Source organism: Curtobacterium pusillum, from assembly GCF_007680845.1.
In the GTDB taxonomy this organism is placed as follows: Bacteria; Actinomycetota; Actinomycetes; order Actinomycetales; family Microbacteriaceae; genus Curtobacterium; species Curtobacterium pusillum_B.
Genome location: NZ_VEIY01000003.1, coordinates 418,034 through 430,772 on the forward strand (window position 1 = coordinate 418,034; position 12,739 = coordinate 430,772).

Consider the following 12,739-nt stretch of genomic DNA (forward strand, 5'->3'; position numbering starts at 1 on the left):
GAGCCGTCCGCGGTCGTGCGAGTGTTGCTGTCGCCACTGATCCTCCCGGTGCGTTCAGTACCCTTGTGAACCGATGGCTGCCACGACGCATTCCCACAGCGGGACCGAGTCCCGTCCCGCCCCCTGGACCGCCCCGCTCGCGCGCGGTCCGCTCCACGGCGACGTCTCGCTGCCCGGGTCGAAGTCGCTGACGAACCGGGAGCTCGTGCTCGCCGCCCTCGCCGACGGCCCGTCCACGATCCGGCTGCCGCTGCACTCCCGCGACTCGGCGCTGATGATCGCGGCGCTCCGGCAGCTCGGGGTCGGGATCGAGGAGGTCGTCCCGGACGACGACGCGACCCTGAACCCCTACGGACCGGACCTCCGGATCACCCCTGCGCCGATGCACGGCGACGAGCGCGTCGACTGCGGCCTCGCCGGCACCGTCATGCGGTTCCTCCCGCCGCTCGCCGCCCTCGCCGTCGGCCCGGTCACGATCGACGGCGACCCGTACGCGCGGAAGCGCCCGATGCACGCGATCATCCAGGCCCTCGTCGACCTCGGCGTCGACGTGACGGACGACGGCGGCGGCTCGATGCCGTTCACGTTCACCGGCACCGGGTCGGTCCGCGGCGGTGCCCTCACGATCGACGCGTCGGCGTCGTCCCAGTTCGTCTCCGGGCTGCTGCTGTCGGCGCCGCGCTTCGACGAGGGGCTGCACCTCACCCACGCCGGCGAGCGCCTGCCGAGCCTGCCGCACATCGAGATGACCGTGGCCGCCCTCCGCGCCCGCGGGGTCCGTGTCGACGAGCCGGCCGTCGGTGAGTGGGTCGTGCACCCCGGGCCGATCGGTGCGCGGGACGTCACCATCGAGCCCGACCTGTCGAACGCCGCTCCGTTCGCGGTCGCCGCGCTCGTCGCGGGCGGCACCGTCCGCATCCGCACCTGGCCGACCGAGACGACGCAGGTCGGCGCCGACCTCGAGACGCTCCTGCCCCTGTGGGGCGCGACCGTGGCCCGAGACGGTGCGGACCTGGTCGTCGACGGCGGCGTCGGGATCCGAGGTGGGGCCTCCCTTCCGGGTGTGGACCTGGACCTCAGCCGCGGCGGCGAACTGGCACCGGCGCTCGTCGCGCTGGCCGCACTGACCGACGGGCCGAGCGAGATCACCGGGATCGGCCACCTGCGTGGGCACGAGACGGACCGGCTCGCCGCGCTGGCTGCGGACGTCAACCTGTCTGGAGGCGCGGTGCACGAACTCGACGACGGCCTCCGGATCGAGCCTGCCGTGCTCCACGGCGGTCCCTGGGCCGCGTACGAGGACCACCGGATGGCGACCGCCGGCGCCATCGTGGGCCTCGTCGTCGACGGCGTCGCCGTCGACGACATCGGGTCGACGGCGAAGACCCTGCCGCAGTTCCCGGAGCTGTGGGCCGAGCTCGTGGCGACCGCCGGGGCCGACGACTCGGGAGTGTGACGCGATGAGCTGGTGGGACGACGGTGGCGACGACTCCGACGAGGACGAGCCGTACGGGCAGTACGACGAGTCGAGCGTGCGGCTCCGGCCGAACCCGAAGGGCAACCGGCCGCGCACGAAGGTCCGGCCGACGTACGACGACGCCCCGACCGGCTGGGTGACGAACGTCGACCGCGGGCGGTTCGGGGTCCTGGTCGGGGATGCCGTCATCACCGCCACGAAGGCCAGGGAGCTCGGCAAGAAATCCGTCGTCACGGGCGACACGGTGTTCCTCGCCGGTGACGTGTCAGGCGAGCCCGGGTCCCTCGCGCGCATCGTGAAGGTCGCCGAGCGCACCACCCTGCTGCGCCGGAGCGCCGACGACTCCGACGACGTCGAGCGCGTGATCGTGGCGAACGCCGACCAGATGCTCATCGTGGTGGCCGCCGCCGATCCTGCGCCCCGCACGAGGCTGATCGATCGGTACCTCGTGGCGGCGTTCGACGCCGGGCTCGATCCGGTGCTCTGCATCACGAAGACCGACCTCGCCGATCCGACGCCGTTCCTGGCGCACTTCGCCTGCCTGGACCTCCGGATTGTGACGAGCCGTGCCGACGACGTGCCGTTCGAGGCCCTGCACGAGGTCCTCGACGACAAGGTCACGGTCACCGTCGGGCACTCCGGCGTCGGCAAGTCCACGCTCGTGAACGCGCTGACCGGGTCCTCGCGGGCGACCGGGGTCGTGAACGCGGTGACCGGGCGAGGGCGGCACACCTCGTCGTCGTCGATCGCGCTGCAGGTGCGGGACGGCGGGTGGATCATCGACACGCCGGGCGTCCGGTCGTTCGGCCTCGGGCACGTCGACCCCGCGAACGTCTTCCGGGCGTTCGCCTCGCACGCGATCCCGGTGCTCCCCGCTCGGGACGGCATCCCGCTGGCGCAGGCCCACGACTGGGAGATCGTCGACCGGGTCGCCGCCGGGGAGCTCGGGCCGACCGGGGTGGAGCGGCTCGACTCGTTCCGGGCGCTCCTGACCGGCATGGGCGCGGAGGACCCGGGGACGGAGTAGCCGCCCGCGGCGCCTTCCCCTTCGCCGAGCGGGCAGAACACGCCGCTCGCGTTCGCCGAACGGGCGGAACCCATCGTTCGGCGGCGCCGACCGGGACACATTTCGCCCGCTCGGGCCGGGTCCGCTCTGCCCGAGCCGGGTGTCCGGCGCGCGGCATGCCGCCCGGCCGCGGGGCCCGAGCGGGCGGAACACGCCGCTCGCGTTCGCCGAACGGGCGGAACCGGCCGGCCCGCGGCGCCGAGCGGGACGGATTTCGCCCGCTCGGCTGGCGGGCGCTCAGCGGACGGGCGCCCGGGCGCCGCTCGACAGGTACGCACCGGGGTTGTACAGTTGGGCCACGTGTCTGAAGTTGCAAAGTACAACTTTGCGCCGACCCCCGCCGTCGACGCCCCGTCCTCCCCCATGCCGACGACGACGTCGCACGTGCACAGCACCCCGTCCGCCCCGCACTCGCACGTCGCACCGCGCCCGACCCGGACGACACGGCAGCCGAACGACCCCTCCACCCTCCGCCCGCCGGGCCTCGGCCGCCTCCTCCTCAGCTTCGGCTCGCACATCCTCGTGCCGCTGTTCCTCGCGGTCGGCATGGGCCTGGCGTACCTCGGCGCCTTCCACGCCCCCACGCCGCACGACCTCCCGGTCGGCATCGTCGGCCAGGGTGCGGCGACGCAGGTGTTCGCCCAGACCGTGACCGACGAGTCCGACGGCGCCCTCGTGACGCACGTCGTCGCCTCGACCGCCGAGGCCGAGCGCCAGGTCCGGGACCGCGACCTCGCCGCCGTGTACGCCCCGACCACCACGGGGGCGACCCTCTACGTGTCCACGGCAGCGTCGGAGACCACGGCGACGGCCGCGCAGAAGATCTTCATGCCGATCGCCTACCGGGCACACCTGCCGTTCACCGTGCAGGACGTGGTGCCCTCCGGCGACGAGGACACCACCGGTCAGGGACTGTTCTTCCTGCTCGTCGCCCTGAGCGTCGGCGGCTACGCCTCGGCCATCGCGGTCGCCGCGTTCGCGACCCGGCTCCGGGCCCTCTGGACGGCGGTGATCGGTCTCGCGACCGCCGGGGTTGTCGCCGGCATCGGGATCCTCGTCGCCGGTCCCCTGTACGGCATCATCACCACGCACCGGTGGGAGATCTTCCTGTTCGCGTGGATGTACGACGCGATCATCATCGCGCTCGGCGTCGGCCTGCACCCGCTGCTCGGACGGTGGACGACCCCGATCCTCACGATGCTCTTCGTGATGCTCAACTTCACGTCTTCCGGCGGCATCTTCCAGCCGGCGTTCCAGCCCGGGTTCTTCGCCGGCCTCAACACGTTCTGGAGCGGCGCCGCGTGGCTGCAGGCCGCCCAGGACCTGCAGTACTTCCCCGGCGCCTCGCTCGGCCGGTCCTCCCTCGTCCTGGCCCTCTGGTTGGCCGCCGCCGTGCTGCTCTGCGTCGTCGTGCACGGTGCCGCCGCCCGGCGCGCCCGCATCGTCCGCGAGCGCGAGGTCACCCGCCTCGAGGAGGAAGAGGTGGTGGCCGCCTAGGCACCACCCGGCCGGTACGCTCGGGGCGTGGACCTCAGCGCCGACCTGGACTTCGCCCGCTCCCTCGCCGACACCGCGGACGCGATCAGCCTCGAGCGCTTCCGCGCCGCCGACCTGCACGTGTCGAAGAAGGCCGACAGCACCCACGTCACCGACGCCGACCAGGCGGTGGAACGGGCGCTGCGCGAACGCCTCGCAGCCGAGCGCCCGGACGACTCGTTCCTCGGCGAGGAGACCACGGCGGACACCGGCGCCGAGGCCGTCAGCGAAGGACACCGGCAGTGGGTGGTCGACCCGATCGACGGGACCGCGAACTACCTCCGCGGCGTCCCGGTGTGGGCGACGCTGATCGCCCTCGCGGTCGACGGCCGCCCGGTGCTCGGCGTGGTGAGCGCCCCGGCCCTGGGCAAGCGCTGGTGGGCGGCGGAGGGCCTCGGCGCGCACTCGTTCGACGGGCCGCTCCGGGTATCAGGCGTGGAGACCCTCGCCGACGCCAGCCTCAGCTACAACAGCATCCAGCAGTGGGACGACGACGACCGCCTCCAGCCGCTCATCGACCTGTCCCGCAAGGTCTGGCGCACCCGGGCCTACGGGGACATGTGGCCGTACATGATGGTCGCCGAGGGCGTCCTTGACGTCGCCGGTGAGCCCGACCTCAAGCCGTGGGACATCGCCGCCCTCGTGCCCATCGTCGAGGAGGCCGGGGGCCGCTTCACCTCGCTCGACGGCGACCCGGGTCCGTGGCACGGCAGCGCCCTCGCCACGAACGGCCTCGTGCACGACGCCGTCGTCGAGGTCATCCGCCGCTGACAGCCCAACGATCCGAGCCCCCTGACCCCCGCCGGAAGCACCTGACCCCCGCCGGGGGCACCTGACCCCCGCCGGGGGCACTGGACCCCCCGAGGGGGGCACTGGCCCCCCGGACTGGGGGCAGCCACCGCGAGATCCGATTGCGGGGACCGGCCATCACGGGCGGAACCTGAGTTATCTTGCTAGTGCGACAGGTCACGAGCCGACTCGGATTCCCTAGATCCGGAACGGCGTACCGGACCGGTCGTGTTCGTCCGAAGACCCTAACCCGAGGGGTGATACAGACGATGACTTCATCGTTCCCGAGCGGAACCGAGTGCACCCTCACTCGTCATCCGCATTCCGAATCCGAAACCCGTTCTGGCGCGCGTACCCTCGCCGCTTCTCGTCCGGTCCTCCGCGTGCCCAACGGCCGCGCCGCAGTCCGGCTCTCCTCCTCCGCTGCATCCGCTTCCGGGCCCGGAGGCCGGTGAGTCATGGGACTCACCGGTCGCCGTCTCGAGGTCGACCGGATCGCGACCCTCGCTGTACTCCCTCGTGAGTCAGCGATGGTCGTCGTCGGCGACCCTGGTTCCGGACGCAGCAGCGTCCTCGACGCGGTGTCCAACCGCGTCTCCCTCCCCGTCGTCCGCGTCGGTGTGAACGGGAGCGAGTCCCACTGGCCACTGGCCGGCGTGACCTCGCTCTTCACCGCACTCGACGACCCCCGTGCGACGGCACACATCGCGCACCTCCTCCAGGGGAACGCGCCGGAGGACCGGCAGACGCCGGGCCTCGCTGCGGCGCACGACTTCCTCGACGCGGTGCACGCCCTCACCCTGCCGCCGACGCTCGTGCTGATCGACGACCTCGACCGGATGGACGTGGAGAGCCAGGAGCTCATCGCGTTCCTCGCGTCCCGGCTCGCCGGCACCGCACTCCGCGTCGTCGCCACGGTCCGCACCGTGCCGTCGGACGGTCCGCTCGCGGCCCTGCCGACCCTCCGGATCGAACCGCTGCCGGCGGACGAAGCACTCGTGCTCGCCCGTTCGATGGCGCCGGAGGAGGCGAACGACGGCGTCCTCGCGGTCCTCGCCGAGGAGACCGGTGGCAACCCCGGCGCGCTGCGCGAGCAGCTCGCCGTGCTCAGTCGCGAACAGCTGAACGGCTCCGAGCCGCTCGTGCTGCCGCTCCGCCCCACGCCGACCACCGAGGCCATCGCGGCCCTGGCGCTCGGCACCGTTGCAGGACGAGATCTGGACGTCCTGGCACGGTTGGCGCTCGTCCCCGTGGCGAAGACCGCCGGGTGGGACCGCGACGAGCTCGACGACCTCGCCTCCGCCGGACTCACGTCCGTCAAGGGCCAGACCGTCACCGTCCGCGACCCCCTCGTCCGCTCCGCGCTCTACTGGCGGATGCCGGCCCGAGACCGGCGCTCGGCACACACCGAGATGGCTGCGGCGAGCGCGGAGTCCGATCCGCGTGCCGCCGCCTGGCACCGCAGCTTCGTCGACGACGTCCCCGACGTGGTCGCGCTGCTCCGGGCCGCGCGGTCGTACGTGACCGACGGCAACGCGCAGGCCGCCGTGGTGCTCACCGAACGTGCCCTCCACATCGGGGGCGGCACCGAGGACGAGCACGCGGCCCTGCTCGGGGTCGCCGAGGCGCTCCTGACGAACCGGCTGCTCGGCTTCGCCGCGCGGTACCTCGCCGCGATCCGTCCGTTCCGGGCGATGGCGGACGAGATCCGTCGGCTCCGCCTGCAGTACTCGGTGCAGTACCTCAGCGGCGACGCCGTGCACGCGGACGAACTCCTCGTGCCGGTGGACCCGGAGAACGCAGCCGACGCCGACTCGGTGGCGGGTCTCCTCGCGATGGTGGCGTCCTTCCGGGCCGAGGCCTGGGAACTCGACCAGGCCCGCGACCTGCTGGCCCGGACCGAACCGCTCCGGCGGTCGGCGTCCCCGCACACCGTCGAGATCACGACGACGGCACGCGAGCTCATCGCCGCCGTCGACGGGACCCTCCCGGCCGACACGGAACTGCACGACGGACTGTCCACCACGACGCTCCTCGGCATGTCCGACCCGTCCCTGCTGCTCCTCGCCCACGCGCTGAGCATCGCCGAGCGGTACCGCAGTGCACGGCGCGTCTTCGCCCTCGTCCTCGCACGGGGCCAGGAGGCGATGCCGGTGTGGACCGAGGCGGCCCGCTACCTGTCCGCCGAGAACGAGGTGCGCTCCGGGAACTTCCGGCAGGCGCTCCGCGCGATCGACGTCTGGGAGGCCGGTTCGTCCGTCGTCGAACGGCTCCGCGAGCCGTCCCGTGCGATCGCGATCGCCTGGCGGCACTTCGCCGAGGGGCGCTCCACCGAGGCGCTCGAGGTCGTCGACCGGTGCCTCGCGCAGCGTTCCACGAGTCGCCTGTGGGGTGCGACCGCCAAGCTGCACGCGCTGCGCGGTCGGGTCCTGCTCCTCGACGGCCGGATCGACGAGGCCGCGGCGGCACTCGAAGCCGCCGACGCCATCGGTCGGTCCCTGCGGAACCCGGCGGTGCTCCGGCACCTCGGCGACCTGGTGGAGGCGTACACGCGCCTCGGCCGGATCGACGACGCCCGGAACATCGCGGCCCGGTTGGCAGCGGACCACCACGCACGTCCGTCCCGCTGGGGTGCGCTCGTGCTGGCGCGCAGCCTCGCGCTGATCGCCGACGACACCACCCGCGACACCGCCCGTCGACGCGCGCTGGAGCTGTTCCAGCCGCACGACTCGCAGTTCGAGCGGGCGCGGACCTTCGCGGCGCTCGCCGCCGTGGGGAACGCGACGGACCGGCCGCGCCTGGGTGCGGCCGCAGCGGCCGCGTACGAGGCGGCGGGGCTCCGGCGTCCGCTCGCCACGCCCGCTGCGACGGTCGCGATGCCGTCGTTCGGTGCCCCGTCGTCGCTGCGGTCCGCCCCGGTGCTGTCCGCACCGGTGCCCGGGACGCCGCGGAGCGCTCCGGACGCGTCGGCCGTGCTCACCTCGCTCACCGCGGAGGAGCGCGCCGTCGTGCAGAAGGTGACGGAGGGGTACCGCAACCGCGAGATCGCCTCGTCGCTGTTCATGTCGCAGCGGACGGTGGAGCTGCGTCTGACGCAGATCTACCGGAAGGTGGGGGCGCGTTCGCGCTCGCACCTGGTCGCGCTCCTGACGTGACCTGACGCGATCTCCTGACGGACTGGAGGCGCGGTGCCAGCTGGCACCGCGCCTCCAGTCCGTTCCGTGCGTCCGTGGGCCGTGTCCCCCCTTTGCGGGACTCCGCACGTCCCGCACCGCCGCGCACCGCAGCGCGCGGTGAACCGCAAGAGCGGGCGACGACCGTTGCCGTGTCACCGACCGCGGGTGAGGCTTCTGGTGCACCGACCGCCGTGCTCCCCCGGGAGCCAGCCCGTGGTACCCCGTCCGGTACCCGAACCGTCGGCCCACGTACGCCGTCGTCCGTCCTCGCCTGATCCGAGGACGGGCGGCGGTACGGGCCGGCGGACCGGACGCACGGCAGACCCGACGGCGGTCGGTGCCGCACCACCACCCCCGATCTCCCCGAAGGGACCCCAGATGTGCGGCATCATCGCGGCCCGCGTCACCGACGACGCGACGCCCTACCTGCTCGACGGCCTCGAACGGCTGGAGTACCGGGGGTACGACTCCGCCGGCATCGCCGTGCGGACCGCCGCCGGCGGGACCGAGACCATCCGCTCCGTGTCCCGGGTCGGCGACCTGCGGACGCTGGTCGCAGCGCGGTCGGGGGACGCGCTGACCGGTGTCGGCATCGGCCACACCCGCTGGGCCACCCACGGCGTCGTGCGTGAGGCGAACGCCCACCCGCACGCCGACTGCTCCGGCCGCATCAGCATCGTGCACAACGGCATCATCGAGAACGCCGAGCGGCTCCGCACCATGCTCGAGGCGCAGGGCCACGTGTTCCGCTCGGACGTCGACTCCGAGGTCATCGCGCACCTCGTCGAGCGCGCCCTCGCCGTGGACCCGGACCTCATGCTCGCGGTGCAGATCGCGGCCGCCCAGCTCGAGGGGTCGTGGGCGATCGTCGTCCTCGACGCGCGGGACGGCCGCATGGTCGTCGCGGCCGAGCGCTCCCCGCTCGTGGTCGCGCGCTCCGCCCGGGGCGACTTCGTGGCCAGCGACATCGGGGCGATCGCCGAGTGGTGCGAGACCTTCGTGGCGCTCCGCGACGGCGACGTCGTCGAGCTCGGCGAGGCGTGGACCTGGTCCTCCGCCGGCGTGACCGTGCCCGTGCCGTTCCCGACCCCGTCGCCCTTCGCCGCCACGGCGCTGGAGCTCGGCGACCACCCGGACCACATGGCGAAGGAAATCGAGGAGCAGCCGGCCGTCGTCGCCTCGATCCTCGACCGGGTCGCCCGCCGCGCCGCCGACGGCAGCATGTGGGTCGGCCTCGGCCTGCCCGGGTTCCACCGGCTCGCGATCGTCGCGTGCGGGACCTCGCTCAACGCCGGCCAGGTCATCGCCACCGCCCTCCGCGGCATCGGCGGCGTCCCCACCGACATCGTCGTCGCGAGCGAGGCCGAGCAGGCCGTGCTCGGGCCGGGGACGCTCGTCGTCGCGATCAGCCAGTCCGGGGAGACCGCGGACGTGCTCCGCGCCCTCGACCGCTTCGAGGACCGCCACCCGGTGCTCGCGTTGACGAACAACGTGCACTCCTCGCTCGCCCGTCGCGCCGACGCCGTCCTGGACTGCCACGCCGGACCGGAGATCGGCGTCGCGGCGACGAAGACCTTCACGGCGCAGGTCCTCGTCGGGGTCGCCGCGATGATCTCCGCCCTCGTCGCCTCCGGGCGGATCGACACCGCGCGGGCCTTCGCCCTCGTCGCCGAGCTCACCGACCTGCCCGCACGGATCGAGCACGCCGCGACGGTCGCCGCCGCCCGGATTCCCCTGCTGGTGTCGAGCGTGAAGGACGCCACCGGGTTCCTGTTCCTCGGCCGCGGAGCCGGTCTGCCGTACGCCGCCGAGGGCGCCCTGAAGCTCAAGGAGCTCAGCTACCGGTGGGCCGAGGCCTACCCGGCCGGGGAGCTCAAGCACGGCCCGCTCGCACTCGTCGACGAGGGCACCCCGGTCGTCGTCGTCGACCACGGCGAACCGCGGCTGCAGGCGAACATCGCCGAGGTCCGTGCCCGCGGCGGCTTCGTCATCACCATCGGCGGCGAGGGCTCGGACATCCCGGCGCTCGGCCGTCGGGTCGCCGGGGACCTCGCGTGGGGTCGGGCGACCGCCCCGTGGGGTCCGCTCGAGGCCGTCGTCCCCCTGCAGATGCTCGCCCGCGAACTCGCGCTCCAGTTCGGGTGCGACGTGGACAAGCCGAGGAACCTCGCCAAGTCGGTGACGGTCGAATAGCCAGGCACACGCGCATGAACCGGTTGACGGTGTTCCTCGCCGTCCTCACCGCACTCGCCATCGTCGCGACGATCATCGTGATCGCCGCGGCGGTGCTGCCGACCTGGATGTCCTGAGGCGCCTCCACGGTGGTTCCCGGGTCCGGGCTGCCATCCTGGTGCCTTGACCACCGCAGCCCCCTCCCTCGTCTTCGTCGCGCTCCTCGTCGGCGCCGTCCTGCCGTTCGTGCCGGTCGTCGGCCGGGTGGCCCGCATCGCCGCGACCATCGCGCACGAGGTCGGGCACGCGGTCGTCGTCGTGCCGTTCGGCGGACGCATCCAGCGCATCGAGCTGCACCCGGACGGGTCCGGCGAGGCCTGGGTCCAACTCGGCCGGGTGCCGGGAGCGGTGCGGTGGCTGGTGCGGATCCTCAACCTCTTCGCCGGCTACAGCGCACCGGTCTGGGCCGGCGTGCTCCTCGTCACCGGGGTGCTGCACGGCTCGCGGTGGCTGCCGGTCGCCGTCCTCGGCGTCGTCGGGCTCGTCGCGCTGGCGTTCGTGCGGAACTGGTTCGGACTGCTCGTCGTGGCCGGGTTCGACGCGCTCGCGCTCTGGGTCGCGCTCCGCCCCTCGGAGACCACGGTGCTCGTCGTCGCCGCGGTCGGGGCGTTCTTCGTGGTGGACGGACTGCGGTCGGTCGTGCAGGTCGCACGGTGGCTCGTCACCGGGGCGCGGGTGCAGACGGACTTCCACATCGCGGCGGCCGAGATGCGGGTGCCGGCGATCGTCTGGTTCGTGCTGTTCGTGGCGGTGAACGCGGTGGCCGTGTGGTGCGCGCGCGGGCCGTTGCTCGAGGTGTGGGCGACGGTGGTCGCGGGCGTGCGCGCGCTGGTCTGACGCACGGGTGGGCGGCCGGGAGGCGCGGGGCGGCGCCGACCCGCGCCTCCAGTCCGATGTGTGGGCACGATGCGACGCCGCACCTGTCGAACGACGTGCGCCGTGTCGCAACCGCGGGGCCGCCCGATCCGTAACCGGACGCCGCAAACAGGCTCGACAGGGCGAAGCCTGCGAGAGTACCGGAACGACCACGGCAGGAGGACGACCCATGACGGACGAGGAGCACGGTTTCGCGACCGAGCAGGTGCACGGCGGGTTCCAGCCCGACCAGGGGCACGGCGCGAGGGTCCCCGCGATCCACATGTCCTCCGGCTTCCTGTTCGACGACTTCGACCAGGCCCGCGACCGCTTCGCCGGCACCGACGACGGGTACACCTACACCCGGCTCGGCAACCCGACGAACGCCGACGTCGAACGCCGGGTCGCTCTGCTCGAACGCGGGGTCGAGTCGATCCTCGTCGGCAGCGGCCAGGCGGCGGCGACGATCGCGTTCCTCGGCATCCTGCAGGCCGGCGACCACGTCGTCGCGGCGCGCAGCATCTACGAGGGCACGAAGGGCCTGCTCGTGCAGAACCTCGGCCGGCTCGGCATCGAGGTCGACTTCGTCGCCGACCAGCGCGACCTCGACCAGTGGGCAGCGGCCGTCCGTCCGAACACCAAGGCGTTCTTCGCCGAGACGATCCCGAACCCGAAGAACGACGTGCTCGACATCACCGGTGTCGCCGACACCGCGCACCGTGCCGGTGTCCCGCTCATCGTCGACAACACGCTGGCGACCCCCTACCTGGTCCGTCCGGTCGAGCACGGCGCGGACATCATCGTGCACTCGGCGTCGAAGTTCCTCTCCGGCCACGGTGCCGGGCTCGGCGGCGTGGTCGTCGACGGTGGGACGTTCGACTGGTCCGCCTCCCCCGAGCGCTGGGTGCACCTGACGAGCCCGGAGCGCTCCCTGGGCGGCGAGAGCTACGTCGACCGGTACGGCAGCCGCGCCTTCATCGTGTTCGCGCGCGACGTCGTCGCCTCCCGCCTCGGCCCGACCCCGTCGCCGTTCAACTCGTTCCTGCTCCGCCAGGGCATCGAGACGCTGTCGCTGCGCGTCGAACGCCACAGCCAGAACGCGCTGGCCGTCGCGTCCTTCCTGGAGGAGCAGGCCGAGGTGACGAGCGTCGACTACGCGGGTCTGGCCTCCAGTCCGTTCCACGACCTCGCCGAGCGCTACCTGCCGCGCGGTGCCGGGTCCGTGTTCGCGTTCACGCTGGCGGGCGGCGAAGCCGCAGCGCACACCTTCATCGACAGCGTCCAGCTGTTCAGCCGGATGACCCACCTCGGGGACGTACGGTCGCTGATCCTGCACCCCGCCACGACGACGCACGCCGGCAAGACGCCGGAGGAGCGCGCCGACCAGGGCATCCACGACGGCCTCATCCGGCTGTCGGTCGGCATCGAGGACGTCGCGGACCTGGTCCGCGACCTGGAGCGCGGGTTCGCCGCGTTGCGGGGTGCGCGCGCGGGCACCGTCGCCGTCGGCGCTGACGGTCTGGAGGCGCGGGTCGGCTCCGACTCGGAGCTCGCCTCCTTGGAACACGCCGTTCCCGGCAACCACGTCATCGCTGAGGAACTCTGACG

The 12,739-nt window shown here is 73.1% G+C and carries 8 protein-coding genes; all 8 read left to right on the top strand.

The annotated features are described in order from the left end of the window. The first annotated feature begins 73 nt into the window (after positions 1–73). Entirely contained in the window at positions 74–1,456 is a 1,383-nt protein-coding gene (aroA, locus tag FS825_RS09570) for a 3-phosphoshikimate 1-carboxyvinyltransferase (protein WP_144712322.1), read from the top strand. Positions 1,457–1,460: 4 nt separating this feature from the next. Then, entirely contained in the window at positions 1,461–2,504 is a 1,044-nt protein-coding gene (gene rsgA / locus FS825_RS09575; protein ID WP_144712324.1) for a ribosome small subunit-dependent GTPase A, read from the top strand. 339 nt (positions 2,505–2,843) lie between these two features. After that, positions 2,844–4,040: an ABC-2 transporter permease gene (locus tag FS825_RS09580; protein ID WP_144712326.1), complete on the top strand. Its 1,197-nt coding sequence runs from the start codon at positions 2,844–2,846 to the stop codon at positions 4,038–4,040. A 27-nt stretch (positions 4,041–4,067) separates the two neighbouring features. Then, the gene (locus FS825_RS09585) at positions 4,068–4,850 is read left to right on the top strand and encodes an inositol monophosphatase family protein (protein WP_144712328.1); all 783 of its coding nucleotides are present in this window, start codon (positions 4,068–4,070) and stop codon (positions 4,848–4,850) included. A 476-nt stretch (positions 4,851–5,326) separates the two neighbouring features. After that, complete coding sequence (locus tag FS825_RS09590) at positions 5,327–8,023, top strand: helix-turn-helix transcriptional regulator (RefSeq protein WP_144712329.1); 2,697 nt, start codon at positions 5,327–5,329, stop codon at positions 8,021–8,023. A 399-nt stretch (positions 8,024–8,422) separates the two neighbouring features. Continuing rightward, positions 8,423–10,237 (top strand): glutamine--fructose-6-phosphate transaminase (isomerizing), encoded by a 1,815-nt coding sequence (gene glmS, locus FS825_RS09595; RefSeq protein ID WP_144712331.1) that lies wholly within the window; start codon positions 8,423–8,425, stop codon positions 10,235–10,237. Positions 10,238–10,399: 162 nt separating this feature from the next. Next, positions 10,400–11,113, top strand: a complete 714-nt coding sequence (locus FS825_RS09600; protein ID WP_144712333.1) for a M50 family metallopeptidase — start codon at positions 10,400–10,402, stop codon at positions 11,111–11,113. A 208-nt stretch (positions 11,114–11,321) separates the two neighbouring features. Beyond that, complete coding sequence (locus FS825_RS09605; protein ID WP_144712335.1) at positions 11,322–12,737, top strand: O-acetylhomoserine aminocarboxypropyltransferase/cysteine synthase family protein; 1,416 nt, start codon at positions 11,322–11,324, stop codon at positions 12,735–12,737. Positions 12,738–12,739 lie beyond the last annotated feature (2 nt).

Bases quoted from the DNA above. Each gene is read 5' to 3' on its own strand.
- rsgA (WP_144712324.1), top strand. From the start codon at position 1,461: ATGAGCTGGTGGGACGACGGTGGCGACGACTCCGACGAGGACGAGCCG.
- glmS (WP_144712331.1), top strand. From the start codon at position 8,423: ATGTGCGGCATCATCGCGGCCCGCGTCACCGACGACGCGACGCCCTAC.
- FS825_RS09590 (WP_144712329.1), top strand. From the start codon at position 5,327: ATGGGACTCACCGGTCGCCGTCTCGAGGTCGACCGGATCGCGACCCTC.
- aroA (WP_144712322.1), top strand. From the start codon at position 74: ATGGCTGCCACGACGCATTCCCACAGCGGGACCGAGTCCCGTCCCGCC.
- FS825_RS09605 (WP_144712335.1), top strand. From the start codon at position 11,322: ATGACGGACGAGGAGCACGGTTTCGCGACCGAGCAGGTGCACGGCGGG.